The following is a 16670-nucleotide window of genomic DNA, read 5'->3' as shown; positions in this document are numbered from 1 at the left end:
TTGTCGGTGCCGGCGCGTCCACCGACAGGGGTGCGTCACCTGATGGGGTGAAGAGCGGGGGGAAGAGAAGTCAGGGAACTTCCGGTTCTGTCCATCCTTGGGCATGCAGTCAAGCAACGACCGCTTCCATGCTGGCGGTGACGATCCCGGGAACGTGCCCGGGACCGACGAAGGCCAGGACCCGGAGCCCGAGGACATCAGGTACCGCGACCCCTGGTACGACGCGCTGGCCTCCGGCTGGGGCGACGGCAACGGCACGGGAGCTCCCGCCGCACCGGTACCGGCGGCTCGCCGGGAGGGGCGGACCGGGCCGGAGGCCGGTGCGGCGGCCGAGGCGTACCTCGAGGTGCAGCGCAGCGCGGCGTTCCAGGAGGTGCGCAGCCGCTACCGGAGGTTCGTGATGCCGGCGGTCGCCCTCTTCCTCGTCTGGTACGTGAGCTACGTCGTGACCGCCACGACCGCGCCGGGGTTCATGGCGCGACCGGTGGCAGGCGCGGTGAACGTGGGGATGCTGGCGGGCCTCGGGCAGTTCCTCAGCACCTTCCTCCTCGCCTGGGCCTACGCCCGGCACGCACGGCTGCGCAGGGACCGCGTGGCGCTCGAACTGCGCTGGGACACCCAGGAGCTGACGCGCGGCGCGCGCGGAGGTGCCTCGTGACGGGCAACCACCAGACGCTGGCACTGGTGCTGTTCAGCGTGATCGTTGCGGTCACCCTGGGGATCACCACCTGGGTGAGCCGCAACCGGCACGGATCGGCGGAGGAGTTCTACGCGGGCGGGCGGCTGTTCACGCCCATGGAGAACGGTTTTGCCGTCGCGGGCGACTACGCCTCGGCCGCCTCCTTCCTCGGAGTTCCCGGGCTGATCGCCCTGTTCGGCTACGACGGGGTGCTGTACGTGGTGGGCTTCCTGGTGGCCTGGCTGGTCGTGCTCTTCCTCGTTGCCGAACTGGTCCGCAACTGCGGGCGGTTCACGCTCGCCGACGTGGTCGCCGCGCGGATGAGCGAGCGGCCGGCGCGGATCGCGGCGGGAACTTCCTCGGTCACCGTGTCCGTTCTGTATCTGGTGGCGCAGATGGTGGGCGCGGGCAGCCTGGTGGCGCTGCTCCTGGGCCGGACCGGCGCAGGGGTGCAGACCTGGACCGTCATCGGCGTCGGCGCGCTGATGGTGATCTACGTGTCGTTGGGAGGGATGCGGGCCACCACCTGGATCCAGATCGTCAAGGCGGTCCTGATGCTGGGCGGCACCGTCGTGCTGACCGTGCTCGTCCTGGTCAGGTTCCACGGCGACCTGGACCGGCTGCTGCTCACCGCGGCCGAGCGCAGCGGCCACGGGGACGCCTTCCTGGTGCCCGGACTGAAGTACGGCGGGGACCTGACCGCGCGCCTGGACTTCATCAGTCTCGGACTGGCGCTGGTGCTCGGCACGGCGGGGCTGCCGCACATCCTGTCCCGCTTCTACACCGTGCCGACCGCGCGGGCCGCCCGGCGCTCGGTGATCTGGTCCATCGGACTGATCGGCGGCTTCTACCTGATGGCGATCGTCCTCGGCTTCGGTGCGGCCGCGATCGTCGGACCGGACGCCCTGCGCGGGTCCAACGCGTCCGGGAACACGGCGGTCCCGCTGCTGGCCCTCGACCTCGGCGGCGGCGCCGACTCCACGGCGGGCACGGTCCTGTTCGCGGTGGTGGCCGCGGTCGCCTTCGCCACGATCCTCGCGGTGGTCGCCGGGATCACGCTCGCCTCCTCGGCGTCGGTGGCCCACGACCTGTACGCGTCGCTGCGGCGCCGCGGTGCCCGGCAGCGCGGCGAGGTGGCCGTGGCGCGCGTCGCCGCGGTCGGCATCGGCGTGGTCGCGATCGCCCTCGGCCTGCTCGCCCGCAACCTCAACGTGGCCTTCCTGGTGGGCCTCGCGTTCGCCGTCGCCGCCTCGGCGAACCTGCCAGTGCTGCTCTACTCCCTGTTCTGGCGCGGCTTCACGACCCGCGGCGCGGTGTGGGCCGTGTACGGCGGGCTGGTTCCCGCGCTCGGGCTCGTCGTGTTCTCCCCGGTGGTCTCCGGCAGCCCCGACGCGCTGTTCCCGGGTGTCGACTTCCAGCTCTTCCCGCTGGAGAACCCCGGCATCGTCTCCGTCCCGCTGGGATTCCTCGCCGGCTGGCTGGGCACCGTCACCTCCACCGAGGCGCCGGACGAGGCCAAACACGCCGAGACGGAGGTGCGGTCGCTGACGGGCGCGGGAGCCGTGTAGCGCCGCGCGGCGGCGTACTGCCGTGCGTCCGTCCCGGCCCCTTGGGCCTGTCGTTTGGATCATGCCGGGCTCGCTGGCCCTGGCACCGCTCCCCCAAGCTCTTCGAGCAGGGTGACCCCCAGCCGCGTTGTCGTCGGTCGGCAGGGCTCCGCCCTGCCGCCCTCCTCCGCCGTGCGATGCACGGCACCAGACCCGCTCCCTGATCCGGCCTGATCCAAACGAAAGACCCTAGGGGGCCACCCAGGCGTAGCGGTGCTCCGGGCGTCCCGTGTCGCCGTACTTCAGGGACAGGCGCAGGCGTCCGGCCTGTTCCAGGTGGCGCAGGTAGCGCTGGGCGGTGGAGCGGCTCAGGCCGGTGCGGGCGGCCACCTCGTGGGCGGACATGGGCTGGTCGGCGCGGTGCAGCACACCGCAGATGAGGTCCGTCGTCGGCTCCGAGTGGCCGCTGGGCAGCCCCGGGGACGGGGGCGCGGGCGCGGCGCGCAGGGCGCCGAAGATGCGGTCCACCTGCTCCTGCCCGGTGACACCGTGTCCGCCGACGCGGTCGACGGTGCGGCGCAGGGCGGCGTAGGACTCCAGGCGGGTACGCAGCGCGACGAAGGTGAACGGTTTGACCAGGTAGTGCAGCGCGCCCAGCCGCATCGCCTGCTGGACGGTCGCCACGTCCCCGGCTGCCGTGATCATGATGACGTCGGTGCCGATGCCCTGTTCCCGCATGCGGTGGACGAGTTGCAGACCCGTGCGGTCGGGCAGGTAGTGGTCGAGCAGGACCAGGTCGATGCTTCCGTGCTGCACGGTGGTCAGGGCCTGTGCGGCACTGTGCGCGCGGGCGGCGACCCGGAAGCCGGGAACCTTTCCCACGTACTTGGCGTTTATCTCAGCGACACGGTAGTCGTCGTCGACCACCAGGACGTCGATCATCGGGCCTCTCTCCCTCAAGGCCATGCGGGCAATGTTGCGCCCGTGTTTCGGCTCCGCTGTTGTAGCGCGCGCAAAACGAGCACAACAGGTGCTTGCGAGCAAAACAACGGGTTGCGCACAGAAGACTGCTGCTGTGGCCGGGGCCACATCTACCGTCCCGGCCATGAGCACAGACACCAGCCCCGCCATCGAACTGCGGGGCGCCAGTAAGACGTTCAGGACCCCGTCAGGGGGCCTGCACACGGCCGTGAGGGACCTCGACCTCACTGTGCGGCGCGGCGAGTTCGTGGCCGTGGTCGGCCCCACCGGCTGCGGCAAGTCGACCACCCTGACCCTGGTCAGCGGGCTGGAGGAGCCCACCGAGGGTGACGTGCTGGTGGCCGGCCGGCCGGTGCAGGGCGTCGGCGGCAAGGTCGGCTTCGTCTTCCAGCAGGACGCCACCTTCCCCTGGCGCTCGGTGCTGTCCAACGTGATGGCCGGGCCGCGGTTCCGCGGCGTGCCGAAGGCCGAGGCGAAGGAGAAGGCCCGCGCCTGGCTGGCCAGGGTCGGACTCGCCGCCTTCGAGGACCGCTACCCGCACCAGCTCTCCGGCGGCCAGCGCAAGCGCGTCGCCCTCGCCGCCACCTTCGTCAACGACCCCGAGATCCTGCTGATGGACGAGCCCTTCTCGGCGCTCGACGTGCAGACCCGGGCGCTGATGTCGGACGAGCTCCTGGAGCTGTGGGAGGGCACGGGCGCCTCGGTCGTCTTCGTCACCCACGACCTGGAGGAGGCCATCGCCCTGGCCGACAAGGTCGTCGTCATGACCGCCGGACCCGCGACCGTGAAGCAGGTCTTCGACATCGGCCTGCCCAGGCCGCGCAAGGTCGAACAGGTGCGCCTGCAGACGGAGTTCATCGACATCTACCGCGAGATCTGGGAGTCGCTCGGCGAAGAGGTCCGCATCACCCGTGAAAGAGGTGCCGCCCATGTCGCCTGAGGTCCTCAGCACTCCGGTCGTCGACACGGTCAAGACGACCGACCGCGCCCACTCCCGGGCCCGCGCCGCCCGCAAGCGCAAGGTGGTCGTCACCTGCGCCCGCGTCCTGGTGCTGGTGGCCGTGCTCGGCCTCTGGGAGGCGCTCTCCCGGGCCGCGGTCATCGACCCGTTCAACTTCTCGATGCCCTCGAAGATCTGGGACCAGATCTGGACCTGGATCACGCACGGCACCGCGCAGGGCTCGCTGGGCGAGCAGATCTGGTACACGCTCTACGAGGCCCTGATCGGCTGGGTGTTCGGCGTGGTGGCCGGTGTGATCCTCGGTATCGCGCTCGGCCGCATCCCCTTCCTCGCCGACGTCCTCGGCCCCTACATCAAGGTGCTCAACTCGCTCCCCAGGATCGTGCTCGCCCCGATCTTCGTGATCTGGTTCGGGCTCGGACCGGTCTCCAAGATCGCCTCGGCCGTGGTCCTCGTGTTCTTCCCGGTGTTCTTCAACGCCTTCCAGGGCGCCCGGGAGGTCGACCGCAACCTGGTGGCCAACGCGCGGATCCTCGGCGCGAGCGACCGCAGGGTCACCTTCCAGGTGGTCATCCCGTCCGCGACCTCGTGGATCTTCACCAGCCTGCACGTCAGCTTCGGCTTCGCGCTCATCGGCGCCATCGTCGGCGAGTACATCGGAGCCACCAAGGGCATCGGCCTGCTCGTCGCGGCGTCCCAGGGCAACTTCAACGCGGCCGGTGTGTACGCCGCGATGGTCATCCTCGCCGCCGTCGCGCTCGTCGCCGAAGGACTGCTCACCTTCGCCGAGCGCCGCATCTTCCGCTGGAAGCCGACGGGCTCCGGGGACTGACGGCCCGACCGCACCGGCTTTCCCCCAGGCTCCCCGCTTCCCGTACCGCTTTTCTCACAAGGACGTGACCCTCATGCGCAAGACCGCCAGATTCACCGCGTCGGCCGCCGCCGGCCTGCTCGCTCTGTCCTCCCTCACCGCCTGCGCCAACGACGCGGCGAGCTCGACGTCCACCGGCAACGGCAAGGGCGAGCACGTCAAGATCATGGTGGGTGGCCTGGACAAGGTCATCTACATGCCCGCGATGCTCACCCAGCGCCTCGGCTACTTCGCCGACGAGGGCCTGGACGTCGAGCTGCTGAGCGAGCCCGCCGGTGTCCAGGCCGAGACCGCGCTCGTCTCCGGCCAGGTCCAGGGCGCCGTCGGCTTCTACGACCACACCCTGGACCTCCAGACCAAGGGCAAGTACGTCGAGTCCGTGGTGCAGTTCTCGCACGCGCCCGGCGAGGTGGAGGTCGTCTCCAACAAGGCGGCGGACAAGATCAAGTCGCCGAAGGACTTCAAGGGCAAGAAGCTCGGTGTCACCGGCCTCGGCTCCTCCACCGACTTCCTCACCAAGTACCTGGCGGTCAAGAACGGTGTGAAGGTCAGCGAGTTCAGCCCGGTCGCCGTCGGCGCGGGACCGACCTTCATCGCCGCGCTCGAGAAGGGCTCCATCGACGGCGGCATGACGACCGATCCCACCGTCGCGACGATCCTGGACAAGAAGGCGGGCAAGGTCCTCATCGACATGCGGACGCCCGAGGGTTCGCAGGAGGCGCTCGGCGGCCCGTACCCGTCGTCCAGCCTGTACATGCAGACGGACTGGGTCAACAGCCACAAGGAGACCACCCAGAAGCTGGCCAACGCGTTCGTCAAGACGCTCAAGTGGATGTCCACCCACAGCGCCGACGAGATCGCCGCCAAGATGCCCGCCGACTACTCCCAGGGCAACAAGGCGGTCTACGTGGAGGCGATCAAGAGCACGCTGCCGATGTTCACCACCGACGGCGTCATGCCTCAGAACGGTCCGGAGACCGTGGAGAAGGTGCTCAAGGCGTTCAACCCCAACATCCAGAACGCCGACGTGGACCTGAGCAAGACGTTCACCACCGAGTTCGTTGAGAAGGCCGCGGGCTGACATCCGTATGCAAGGGGGCCACGGCCTCTTCCCCTCCCCCCCCGAGCCGTGGCCTCAGGCGCGGGCCGCCCACACGTAACGGTGTTCCGGGCGGCCCGCGCCGCCGTACCTCAGCGTCAGCCGGGCCCGCCCGGTGCGCTCCAGGAACTTCAGACAGCGCTGGGCGGTCTGCCGGCTCACCCCGGTCCGCTCGGCGACCTCCTGGGCCGACAGGGGTCCGTCGGCCCGCATCAGGGTCCGGCGGACGAGTTCGGTGGTGGCGGGGGAGTGCCCCTTGGGCAGCCCGGGTTCCGGCGCCGCCGACAGCGCCCCGAAGAGCCGGTCGACCTCGGCCTGTTCGGCCTCGCCGCCACCGTCCAGGACACGGCGCAGCGCCGCGTACGCCTCCAGTCTGGACCCCAGCCCGGCGAAGGTGAACGGCTTGATCAGGTACTGCAGCGCACCGTGCCGCATCGCCGCCTGCACGGTCGACACGTCCCGGGCCGCCGTCACCATGATCACGTCGGTACGGAGGCCGCGGCTGCGCATCTCCCGGACGACCGACAGGCCCGTGTCGTCGGGCAGGTAGTGATCCATGAGGACCAGGTCGAGCCGCGGCAGCGTATCGAGCCGGTGCAGCGCCTCGGCCGCGCTGTGCGCCTCACCTGCGACGCGGAAGCCCGGCACCTTCTCCACATAGGCGGCGTTGACGCGCGCGACCCGGAGGTCGTCGTCCACGATCAGGACCTCGATCACCGCTCCTCCTCGTCCGCGCCGGTCCCGACGGCGCCGAGGACGGCGCCGAGGAGGGGGGCCGGCTCCGCCTCGGCCAGCGCCTCGGGCAGGACGACCGTGAACTCCGCGCCGCCGCCGTGTGCCTCGCCCACCGCTACGGTTCCGCCCTGCCGCTCGGCGAGCCTGCGCACCAGGGACAGACCGATACCGCGCCTGCCGTGCGCCGGCGGCTGCTTGGTGGACCATCCCTCCGTGAAGATCAGGTCACGCCGGCCCGCCGGGACCCCGGGCCCGGTGTCGCGCACCCGGAGCACGGCGGCACGTGCCTCCGCGCGCAGTTCGACCTCCACGCGCGCGTGCGGGGTCGCCGCGACGGCGTCGAGCGCGTTGTCGACCAGGTTGCCGACGATCGTCACCAGCCCCCTGGGGTCGACGACCCGGTCCGGCAGGTGCGTGCGGTCGGACAGCCACAGCGCGACCCCACGCTCGGCAGCGACGGTCGCCTTGCCGACGAGCAGGGCGGCGATCAGTGGGTCCTGGATCTTCTCGGTGACCTGTTCGGCGGTGGCCCGGTGGTCGCCGACCACCTCTCCGACGAACTCCACGGCGTCGTCGTACATCTCCAGCTCCAGCAGCCCGAGCAGCGTGTGCATGCGGTTGGCGTGCTCGTGGTCCTGGGCGCGCAGGGCGTCGATCAGGCCGCGTGTCGAGTCCAGCTCCCGGCCCAGCTCCTCCAGTTCGGTGCGGTCGCGCAGGGTGGCGACGGCACCCCCGTCGTCGGTCGGCATCCGGTTGGCGACCAGGACGCGCTGCCCGCGCACGGTGAGCAGGTCCGTGCCCGTCACCCGCCCGGCCAGGACGTCGGTCGTACGGCCCTCCCCGAGCGCCTCGTCGAGCGACCGGCCGACCGCCTCGTCGCCGAGGCCGAGCAGCCGCTGTGCCTCGTCGTTGAGCAGCCGGATCCGCCCGCCGCGGTCCAGGGCCACCACCCCCTCCCGGATGCCGTGCAGCATGGCCTCGCGCTCGGCGAGCAGGGCCGCGATGTCCGAGAAGGCCAGGTCCCTCGTCTGCCGCTGGACCCGCCGGGAGATCAGCCACGCGGCCAGCGCGCCCGCGGCCAGCGCGCCGCCGGCGTAGGCGAACAGGCCCGGTATGGCGTCGATGAGCTTGGCCCGCACGCTGTCGTAGGCGATGCCGACCGACACCGCGCCCACGATGTGGTGGCCGACGTCGTACAGGGGCACCTTTCCGCGTGCCGAGCGGCCCAGCGTGCCGGTGTCGATCTCCATGACCTTCCGGCCGGCCAGGGCCGTCCCGGGATCCGTGGACACGGGCCTGCCGATCTGCTCCGGATCCGTGTGCGACCAGCGCGTGCCGTGCATGTCCATCACCACGACGTACTCGGCGCCGGTGGACTTCCGGATCCGCTCCGCCTCCCGCTGCACGGGCCCGTCGACGCTCGGGGCGGTGTGCTGGAGGTCCCGTGCGATCTGCCGGTTCTGGGCGGTGGTCTCGGCGATCGCGAGCGCCCGGCGCATCGCCTGCTCGTCCAGCTGGTCGCCCAGCGGCGCGAGGAACAGGCCGGTCGCGAGCACGGCGACTCCGGCGGCGATCGCCAGCTGCATCAACAGCACCTGCGAGAACATGCGTCGCGGCAGGCCCAGCCGCCGGCGGCGTGCGGGAGGAGAGACGCTCATGACCATGACAGTACGTCGGGGTGCGCGCTGTGCTCCCGGGGTGTGGTGCGGATCTCCCGCCGTGCGCCTCAGCGGTCGGCCCGGACGGTGAGCCGTCAGCCGTGAGGCCGTCAGGCGGTGGCGGTCAGCCGTGAGCCGTCTGGCGGTCAGCCGTGAGGCCGTCAGCTGTCAGCCGGCGAGCCGCGCGGTCGCCGGCTCGCGGACGGCGACCACCTCCATGCGCGTCGGCCCGCCCAGCAGCGAGGCGCCGCAGCTCTCCGGGCGCGGCGGCAGGGCGGCCCCCTGGGCCACGGTCACGTGCCAGCGGCGTCCGTCGGTATGGGCGACGGTGACCTCCCAGCACGGCGCCGGGCCGTCGGTGGGCACGTCGTCGGTGCGCACGACGCTCAGCGCGTCCGCCCGGTACTCGCCCGCCGTCTCCCGTACCGCCAGTTCCGCGGCCTGTCCGGGCCGTTCCCAGGCCGTGCGGCCCCGGCAGCCGTCGAGGACGACCCGGCCTTCGCCCACGCTGTGCAGGACCTCCTTGACGGCGTGGGCCTCGGCCCGGCCGTAGGCGTATCCGAACGGCAGCACGAGCAGGGTCGGCGAGAAGCGGTGGCCGCCCAGGTGGGTGACCTCCCAGACGTCCTGGACCCCGGAGGCGGCGAGTTCGGCCGCGAGGGGGCGGCCGAGCAGGGCACAGCACTGGTCCCGCTTGCCGTTGGTGCACACCAGCGCGAGCGGATCGCCTGTGTGGGGCCCGCCCTGGAGCGCGGCGTCGAAGGTGTGGTGGTCACCCTTGCCCAGGGCGGCGAAGTCGAGCTCCAGCAGGTGCTCCGGGTCGGCGGTCATGGCGCTGCGTAGCCATACGTTCCCCGGGACGGTGTGTGCCGCGTACACATGCCGTACGGACTGGGTGCGGCGGTCGGCGTGCCGCCCCGGTCGGCGGATGAGCGCGATCCGGACGCCGGTGCCACGCGCCGCGCGCTCCAGCGCACGCCCGAGTGCGGGGTCCAGGTGGCTCGAAGTGAGTGCCTTGGCACCCCAGGGGCCGGGCTGTTCCAGCAGCAGCCATGTCGTCGCCGTGGCCGCGGTGGCGGCCATCGGCTCGTCGAGCTGCCTGGAGGCGGTCGAGCACGTACTCACACAGGTGAGCCTAACCTGACTCGAGCCGGATCGAGTTCCAGCCGTCGGAGTGTTCTCCTCCGGCAGTCGCCGGAGCGGCGGTTCCGGCAGCCGTGACGCGCACGGCTCGTATCCTTGGTCGGCATTCCATCCTCGTACGTGCGCCGGGTCCTGAGCCGGTGCACGCGTCGGCGTGAGAGAGGTCGCACGGTGAGTCAGCCGAGCCGTTACCCGAGTCCGAGTCGCAGCGCGGCGCAGATCCCGGTCGTGGTGCTCGCCGGATTTCTCGGCTCGGGGAAGACCACGCTCCTCAACCATCTGCTGCACCGCGGCGGCGGCAGCCGCATCGGCGCGATCGTCAACGACTTCGGGGCCGTCGAGATCGACGCCATGGCGGTCGCGGGAGCCCTCGGGGACTCCACCGTCTCCCTCGGCAACGGGTGCCTGTGCTGCGCGGTCGACGCCAGTGAACTCGACGTGTACCTCGACCGGTTGACGAGCCCGGCCGCCGGTGTCGACGTCGTCGTCATCGAGGCCAGCGGACTGGCCGAACCCCAGGAACTCGTCCGCATGGTGCTGGCGAGCGAGAACCCCAGGGTCGTCTACGGCGGGCTCGTCGAGGTCGTCGACGCCGCCGAGTTCGGCGACACCCGCGCGAGACATCCCGAGATCGACCGGCATCTGGCGCTCGCCGACCTCGTCGTGGTCAACAAGACCGACCGGGCCGCCGACGGCGAGGAGGTGCTCGGACTCGTGCGGTCCCTGGCCGACGGGGCCGCCGTCGTCCCGGCCTCGTACGGCAGGGTGGACCCCGAGTTCCTCTTCGACTGCCGGCCGAGCGAGGAGCGGGTGGGGCAGCTCTCCTTCGACGACCTGCACGTGCCCGACGCGGACGACGCCCACGACCACCACGCCGGGCATCTGCACGCCGGCTACGACAGCCTCTCCTTCGTCTCCGACGTGCCGCTCGATCCCCGCCGGCTGATGCGGTTCCTGGACAGCCGCCCCGACGGGCTCTACCGGATCAAGGGATACGTCGGCTTCGGCCCGTACGACGCGCGCAACCGCTACGCCGTGCACGCCGTCGGGCGCTTCCTGCGCTTCTACCCCGAACCCTGGCCGGACGGCGGGCCCCGCCTCACCCAGCTCGTGCTCATCGGTTCCGGCATCGACGCGGGCGCCCTCGGCGAGGAACTGGAGGCGTGCAAGCAGGACGCCCCGCACGCCGACGAGCACGGCATGTGGGGCGTCCTGCGCTACGTACGGGATCCCGAGGGACACGACCCCGAGGACCCGGACCTCCCGGGCCCGGATCCGGCGGACCCGGGCCCGGACCCTGCGGAACTGCCGGCCTAGTGCCGTGCCGGGCGTCGCGAGCCGGTGAACCTTTCCGGTCACAGCACTAGACGGGCCCGGCGACCACCGCCACCGTCTTCGGCAGCGACACGCCCGAGCCGTCACGGCGCGGGTCGACCTCCGGGAGTTCGGCCGGGCCGCCGTTCTTCTGGGCGGCCACGACCGGGGTGGGACCCGCCCAGGCGAAGGCCAGGCAGTCCTCGCCCTTCAGGAACCGCTGGCAGCGCACGCCGCCGGTGGCGCGGCCCTTGCGCGGGTACTGGTCGAACGGCGTGACCTTGCCCGTCGTCTGCACGGAGTCGTCCAGCGTGCCGCGCGAGCCGGCCACGGTGAAGACGATCGCGTCCGCGGCCGGATCGACGGCCGTGAACGAGATGACCTTGGCGCCGTCCGCGAGCTTGATGCCGGCCATGCCGCCGGCCGCGCGGCCCTGCGGGCGGACCTGGGAGGCCTGGTAGCGCAGGAGCTGGGCGTCGTCCGTGATGAAGACCAGGTCCTCCTCGCCGGTGCGCAGCTCGGCGGCGCCGACGATCCGGTCACCCTCCTTGAGCGTGATGACCTCCAACTCCTCCTTGCTGGAGGGGTAGTCGGGGACGACCCGCTTGACGACGCCCTGTTCGGTGCCGAGCGCCAGGCCCGGCGACGACTCGTCCAGCGTGGTCAGGCAGACCGCGGTCTCGTCGTCCTCCAGGGAGACGAACTCCGCCAGCGGCGCGCCGCCGGCGAGGTTCGGCGCCGACGTCGTCTCCGGCAACTGCGGCAGGTCGACGACGTTCACGCGGAGCAGGCGGCCCCCCGACGTCACCACGCCCACCTCGCCCCGGGCGGTCGCCGGGACCGCCGAGACGATCACGTCGTGCTTCTGCCGCTTGCCGCCCCCGCCCCGCGCGAACGGGTCGCCGTTCGCCGTGCGGGCCATCAGGCCGGTCGAGGACAGCAGGACGCGGCACGGGTCGTCCGCCACCTGCAACGGCACCACGGCGGCCGGGGTGCCGCTCGCCTCCAGCAGCATCGTGCGCCGCGGAGTGCCGAACTTCTTGGCGACCGCGGCCAGTTCGGTCGAGACCAGCTTGCGCAGCTCCGCGTCGGACTCCAGGATCCGGGTCAGCTCCTGGATCTCCGCGACGAGCTTGTCCTTCTCCGCCTCCAGCTCGATGCGGTCGAACCTGGTCAGACGGCGCAGCGGGGTGTCGAGGATGTACTGGGTCTGGACCTCGCTCAGCGAGAAGCGCCGCATCAGGCGCTCCTTGGCCTGCGCGGAGTTGTCGCTGGAGCGGATCAGACGGATGACCTCGTCGATGTCCACCAGCGCGGTGAGCAGGCCCTCGACCAGGTGCAGCCGGTCGCGCCGCTTGGTACGGCGGTACTCACTGCGGCGCCGTACGACGTCGAAGCGGTGGTCGAGGTAGACCTCCAGCAGCTCCTTCAGGCCGAGCGTGAGGGGCTGGCCGTCGACCAGGGCGACGTTGTTGATGCCGAAGGACTCCTCCATCGGCGTCAGCTTGTAGAGCTGCTCCAGGACGGCCTCCGGCACGAAGCCGTTCTTGATCTCGATGACCAGGCGCAATCCGTGCTCGCGGTCGGTGAGGTCCTTGACGTCGGCGATCCCCTGGACCTTCTTCGAACCGACCAGGTCCTTGATCTTGGCGATCACCTTCTCCGGGCCCACGGAGAAGGGCAGCTCGGTGACCACCAGCCCCTTGCGGCGCGCCGTCACGGTCTCCACCGAGACCGTCGCGCGGATCTTGAAGGTGCCGCGGCCGGTCTCGTAGGCGTCCCTGATCCCGGACAGGCCGACGATCCGGCCGCCCGTGGGCAGGTCCGGACCCGGGACGTGCCGCATCAGGGCGTCCAGGTCCGCGTTGGGGTGGCGGATCAGGTGGCGGGCGGCCGCGATGACCTCGTTGAGGTTGTGCGGGGGCATGTTCGTGGCCATGCCGACGGCGATGCCCGAGGAGCCGTTCACCAGCAGGTTCGGGAAGGCGGCCGGCAGAGCCACCGGCTCCTGCTCCTGGCCGTCGTAGTTGGGGGAGAAGTCGACGGTGTCCTCGTCGATGGACTCCGTCATCAGACTCGTGGCCTCGGCCATCCGGCACTCGGTGTACCGCATGGCGGCCGGCGGGTCGTCGTTGCCCAGCGAGCCGAAGTTGCCGTGGCCGTCGACGAGCGGGACACGCATCGAGAAGGGCTGGGTCAGGCGTACCAGGGCGTCGTAGATCGACGCGTCGCCGTGCGGGTGCAGCTTGCCCATGACCTCGCCGACGACGCGCGCGCACTTCACGTAGCCGCGGTCGGGGCGAAGCCCCATCTCGTTCATCTGGTAGACGATGCGGCGGTGCACCGGCTTGAGTCCGTCCCGGGCGTCCGGCAGGGCGCGGGAGTAGATGACCGAGTACGCGTACTCGAGGAAGGAGCCCTGCATCTCGTCGACGACGTCGATGTCGAGGATCCTCTCCTCGTACGAGTCGTCGGGCGGCGGGGTCTTCGTGCTGCGGCGGGCCATCGCTGCCGGCTCCTTGCTGAAGCGTGACGGGATCTGACGCGGACCATTGTGGACCGCGCGACCGACAACGCGGACCACGCCCCGTCCCCACAGGGCCGTTCCGCGATCCCGTCCCGCCTCCGGGGGCCCTCCCGCCGTCGGCTGCCGCGCCCTTGTCCGTCCCGTGGTCCCTGAGGGCGGTGGTGCTTCTGTGGCGCGTGCGAAGCCCCTTCACATCCCGCTCTGCTGCCGTGCCGCCGTGGCGCGTGGCTTTCCGTCTCGCTCTCGGCGTACGGGTCGTGGGAACTTCGCCAGGGATCCACACGCTTGCATACAGTGGCAGGACCGGTAGGAAAAGGGCGGTTCGCAGACCGCCAACGCGATCGAAGGGACGTACATGCCCATGGGTCACACGGCCGCAGCCGAGGCAGACTCCGGCGGCCTGACAGCGACCGAGCACCGCCTGGCCAACGGCCTGCGCGTGGTGCTCTCCGAGGACCACCTGACCCCGGTCGCGGCGGTGTGCCTCTGGTACGACGTCGGCTCGCGCCACGAGGTCAAGGGGCGTACAGGCCTGGCTCACCTTTTCGAGCACCTGATGTTCCAGGGCTCCGCCCAGGTCAAGGGCAACGGCCACTTCGAGCTGGTGCAGGGCGCGGGCGGTTCGCTCAACGGCACCACCAGCTTCGAGCGCACCAACTACTTCGAGACCATGCCCGCCCACCAGCTGGAGCTCGCCCTCTGGCTGGAGGCCGACCGCATGGGCTCGCTGCTCGCGGCCCTGGACGACGAGTCCATGGAGAACCAGCGGGACGTCGTCAAGAACGAGCGCCGCCAGCGTTACGACAACGTCCCCTACGGCACCGCCTTCGAGCGGCTGACCGCCCTCGCCTACCCGGAGGGCCACCCGTACCATCACACGCCGATCGGGTCGATGGCGGACCTGGACGCGGCCACCCTGGAGGACGCGCGCGCGTTCTTCCGCACGTACTACGCGCCCAACAACGCCGTCCTGTCGGTCGTCGGTGACATCGACCCGCAGCAGACGCTCGCCTGGATCGAGAAGTACTTCGGCTCCATCCCGTCCCACGACGGCAAGCCCGAGCCCCGCGACGGCTCCCTGCCCGAGGTCATCGGCGGGCAGCTGCGCGAGGTCGTCGAGGAGGAGGTCCCGGCCCGCGCCCTGATGGCCGCCTACCGGCTCCCGCACGACGGCACGCGCGCGTGCGACGCGGCCGACCTGGCGCTCACCATCCTCGGCGGCGGCGAGTCCTCCCGGCTCTACAACCGGCTGGTGCGCCGCGACCGTACGGCCGTCGCGGCCGGCTTCGGACTGCTGCGGCTGTCCGGCGCGCCCTCCTTGGGCTGGCTGGACGTGAAGACCTCCGGCGACGTCGAGGTCCCCGTCATCGAGTCGGCCATCGACGAGGAGCTCGCCCGGTTCGCCGAACAGGGCCCGACGGCCGAGGAGATGGAGCGCGCCCAGGCCCAACTGGAGCGCGAGTGGCTGGACCGTCTCGGCACGGTCGCCGGCCGCGCCGACGAACTGTGCCGCTACGCCGTCCTGTTCGGCGACCCGCAGCTCGCCCTGACCGCGGTCAAGCGCGTCCTGGAGGTGACGCCCGAGGAGGTCCAGGAGGCCGCCGAGTCCCGCCTGCGCCCCGACAACCGCGCGGTGCTCGTCTACGAGCCGACCGCCGCCGACGTGCAGGACGACGACCGGGACGCGGACGCCGCGGCCACCGACGAGACCGAGGAGGCGGCGAAGTGACCGAGCTCGCCACGATGGAGTTCCACCCCCAGCCCCGGGCCGGCGCGGCCAAGCCGTGGGCGTTCCCCGCGCCCGAGCGCGGGACGCTGGACAACGGCCTGACGGTGCTGCGCTGTCACCGCCCCGGCCAGCAGGTCGTCGCCGTGGAGGTGCTGCTGGACGCGCCCCTGGAGGCGGAGCCGGCCGGCCTGGACGGCGTCGCCACGATCATGGCGCGGGGCTTCTCCGAGGGCACCGACAAGCACTCCGCCGAGGAGTTCGCCGCCGAGCTGGAGCGCGCGGGCGCCACCCTCGACGCGCACGCCGACCACCCCGGCGTACGGCTGAGCCTGGAGGTCCCGGCCTCCCGTCTGGCCAAGGGGCTCGGCCTGCTGTCCGACGCCCTCAGGGCGCCCGCGTTCGCCGACTCCGAGGTCGAGCGGCTGGTGCGCAACCGGCTCGACGAGATCCCGCACGAGCTGGCCAACCCGGCCCGCCGCGCCGCCAAAGAGCTGTCCAAGGAGCTCTTCCCGGCCGGCTCGCGCATGTCGCGTCCGCGCCAGGGCACCGAGGAGACGGTCGTCACCATCGACTCCGCGGCCGTCCGCTCCTTCTACGCCCGGCACGTGCGCCCGGCCACGGCCACCGCCGTGGTCGTCGGCGACCTCACCGGCGTCGACCTCGACGAGCTGCTGGACCGGACCCTGGGCGCCTGGACCGGTTCGCCCGCCAAGCCGCGGCCCGTGCCGCCGGTGACCGCCGACGACACCGGCCGCGTGGTCATCGTGGACCGGCCCGGCGCCGTGCAGACGCAGCTGCTCATCGGCCGGATCGGCCCCGACCGGCACGACCGCGTGTGGAGCGCCCAGGTGCTCGGCACCTACTGCCTCGGCGGCACCCTCACCTCCCGCCTGGACCGCGTCCTGCGCGAGGAGAAGGGCTACACCTACGGGGTGCGGGCGTTCGGCCAGGTGCTGCGCTCGGCCCCCGACGGGTCGGGCGCCGCGATGCTCGCCATCAGCGGCTCGGTCGACACCCCGAACACCGGCCCGGCCCTGGACGACCTGTTCACGGTGCTGCGCAAGCTCGCCGCCGAGGGCCTCACCGACGCCGAGCGGGACGTCGCCGTGCAGAACCTCGTCGGCGTGGCGCCGCTGAAGTACGAGACGGCCGCCGCCGTGGCCGGCACGCTCGCCGACCAGGTCGAGCAGCACCTGCCCGACGACTACCAGGCGACGCTCTATCAGCAGCTCGCCGCGACCGGCACGGTGGAGGCGACCGCGGCCGTCGTCAACGCGTTCCCGGTGGACCGGCTGGTGACGGTCCTCGTCGGTGACGCGGCGCAGATCAGGGAGCCGGTCGAGGCCCTGGGTGCCGGCCGGGTCACCGTCGTCGCGGCCGAGTAGAGGTACCACCTCGTTGCCGCCGCCGTCGCACGCGCGACGAA

13 protein-coding genes are annotated in these 16670 nt (G+C 71.6%); 8 read left to right on the top strand and 5 right to left on the bottom strand.

Annotation, left to right across the window (positions count from 1 at the left end; genetic code table 11):
• Nucleotides 1-103 precede the first annotated feature (103 nt).
• Entirely contained in the window at nt 104-658 is a 555-nt protein-coding gene (locus TNCT6_RS06840; protein WP_141357614.1) for a DUF485 domain-containing protein, read from the top strand.
• Nucleotides 655-2247: a cation acetate symporter gene (locus TNCT6_RS06835; RefSeq protein ID WP_141357612.1), complete on the top strand. Its 1593-nt coding sequence runs from the start codon at nt 655-657 to the stop codon at nt 2245-2247. Before TNCT6_RS06840 ends, TNCT6_RS06835 begins: the two co-directional genes overlap by 4 nt.
• Nucleotides 2248-2475: 228 nt before the next feature.
• Here the strand turns inward: TNCT6_RS06835 and TNCT6_RS06830 are convergent, their stop codons facing one another.
• Complete coding sequence (locus tag TNCT6_RS06830; RefSeq protein ID WP_141357610.1) at nt 2476-3168, bottom strand: response regulator; 693 nt, start codon at nt 3166-3168, stop codon at nt 2476-2478.
• A gap of 163 nt (nt 3169-3331) precedes the next feature.
• On the opposite strand from TNCT6_RS06830, the gene TNCT6_RS06825 reads away from it, so the two are divergent.
• The 3 genes from TNCT6_RS06825 to TNCT6_RS06815 all read left to right on the top strand — a co-directional run bounded on the left by TNCT6_RS06825 (nt 3332) and on the right by TNCT6_RS06815 (nt 6120).
• Nucleotides 3332-4147 carry an ABC transporter ATP-binding protein gene (locus TNCT6_RS06825; RefSeq protein ID WP_141357608.1) on the top strand — a complete coding sequence of 272 codons (816 nt, stop codon included), beginning with the start codon at nt 3332-3334 and terminating at the stop codon, nt 4145-4147.
• Nucleotides 4137-5000 carry an ABC transporter permease gene (locus TNCT6_RS06820; protein WP_141357606.1) on the top strand — a complete coding sequence of 288 codons (864 nt, stop codon included), beginning with the start codon at nt 4137-4139 and terminating at the stop codon, nt 4998-5000. Before TNCT6_RS06825 ends, TNCT6_RS06820 begins: the two co-directional genes overlap by 11 nt.
• A 73-nt stretch (nt 5001-5073) precedes the next feature.
• Entirely contained in the window at nt 5074-6120 is a 1047-nt protein-coding gene (locus TNCT6_RS06815; protein ID WP_141357604.1) for an ABC transporter substrate-binding protein, read from the top strand.
• Nucleotides 6121-6174: 54 nt separating this feature from the next.
• Here the strand turns inward: TNCT6_RS06815 and TNCT6_RS06810 are convergent, their stop codons facing one another.
• From TNCT6_RS06810 to TNCT6_RS06800, 3 genes are all read right to left on the bottom strand, one after another.
• Nucleotides 6175-6855 carry a response regulator gene (locus tag TNCT6_RS06810; protein ID WP_141357602.1) on the bottom strand — a complete coding sequence of 227 codons (681 nt, stop codon included), beginning with the start codon at nt 6853-6855 and terminating at the stop codon, nt 6175-6177.
• Complete coding sequence (locus tag TNCT6_RS06805) at nt 6852-8531, bottom strand: sensor histidine kinase (protein ID WP_141357601.1); 1680 nt, start codon at nt 8529-8531, stop codon at nt 6852-6854. The genes TNCT6_RS06810 and TNCT6_RS06805 overlap by 4 nt, the downstream gene beginning before the upstream one ends.
• A 168-nt stretch (nt 8532-8699) precedes the next feature.
• On the bottom strand, nt 8700-9656 hold the full coding sequence (locus tag TNCT6_RS06800) for a sucrase ferredoxin (RefSeq protein WP_141357599.1): 957 nt from the start codon (nt 9654-9656) through the stop codon (nt 8700-8702).
• A 189-nt stretch (nt 9657-9845) separates the two neighbouring features.
• Between TNCT6_RS06800 and TNCT6_RS06795 the strand changes: the two genes are divergently transcribed.
• Nucleotides 9846-10991: a GTP-binding protein gene (locus TNCT6_RS06795; protein WP_141357597.1), complete on the top strand. Its 1146-nt coding sequence runs from the start codon at nt 9846-9848 to the stop codon at nt 10989-10991.
• Nucleotides 10992-11037: 46 nt separating this feature from the next.
• Here TNCT6_RS06795 and TNCT6_RS06790 read toward each other — a convergent pair whose 3' ends face one another.
• Nucleotides 11038-13494 (bottom strand): DNA topoisomerase (ATP-hydrolyzing) subunit A, encoded by a 2457-nt coding sequence (locus tag TNCT6_RS06790; RefSeq protein WP_141357595.1) that lies wholly within the window; start codon nt 13492-13494, stop codon nt 11038-11040.
• Nucleotides 13495-13870: 376 nt separating this feature from the next.
• Here TNCT6_RS06790 and TNCT6_RS06785 point away from each other — a divergent pair, with 376 nt between their 5' ends.
• The gene (locus TNCT6_RS06785; protein ID WP_141357593.1) at nt 13871-15244 is read left to right on the top strand and encodes a pitrilysin family protein; all 1374 of its coding nucleotides are present in this window, start codon (nt 13871-13873) and stop codon (nt 15242-15244) included.
• Entirely contained in the window at nt 15241-16629 is a 1389-nt protein-coding gene (locus tag TNCT6_RS06780; protein ID WP_141357591.1) for a pitrilysin family protein, read from the top strand. The genes TNCT6_RS06785 and TNCT6_RS06780 overlap by 4 nt, the downstream gene beginning before the upstream one ends.
• Nucleotides 16630-16670 lie beyond the last annotated feature (41 nt).

It is taken from the genome of Streptomyces sp. 6-11-2, assembly GCF_006540305.1.
In the GTDB taxonomy this organism is placed as follows: Bacteria; Actinomycetota; Actinomycetes; order Streptomycetales; family Streptomycetaceae; genus Streptomyces.
The sequence above is the reverse complement of the archived record's forward strand: the minus strand, read 5'-3'. Positions and strand labels throughout refer to the sequence as shown.

What these genes read in the sequence shown, in the direction of transcription:
- TNCT6_RS06840 (WP_141357614.1), top strand. Translation starts at nt 104, where the DNA reads ATGCAGTCAAGCAACGACCGCTTCCATGCTGGCGGTGACGATCCCGGG.
- TNCT6_RS06830 (WP_141357610.1), bottom strand. Translation starts at nt 3,168, where the DNA reads ATGATCGACGTCCTGGTGGTCGACGACGACTACCGTGTCGCTGAGATA.
- TNCT6_RS06825 (WP_141357608.1), top strand. Translation starts at nt 3,332, where the DNA reads ATGAGCACAGACACCAGCCCCGCCATCGAACTGCGGGGCGCCAGTAAG.
- TNCT6_RS06820 (WP_141357606.1), top strand. Translation starts at nt 4,137, where the DNA reads ATGTCGCCTGAGGTCCTCAGCACTCCGGTCGTCGACACGGTCAAGACG.
- TNCT6_RS06815 (WP_141357604.1), top strand. Translation starts at nt 5,074, where the DNA reads ATGCGCAAGACCGCCAGATTCACCGCGTCGGCCGCCGCCGGCCTGCTC.
- TNCT6_RS06805 (WP_141357601.1), bottom strand. Translation starts at nt 8,531, where the DNA reads ATGAGCGTCTCTCCTCCCGCACGCCGCCGGCGGCTGGGCCTGCCGCGA.
- TNCT6_RS06790 (WP_141357595.1), bottom strand. Translation starts at nt 13,494, where the DNA reads ATGGCCCGCCGCAGCACGAAGACCCCGCCGCCCGACGACTCGTACGAG.
- TNCT6_RS06785 (WP_141357593.1), top strand. Translation starts at nt 13,871, where the DNA reads ATGCCCATGGGTCACACGGCCGCAGCCGAGGCAGACTCCGGCGGCCTG.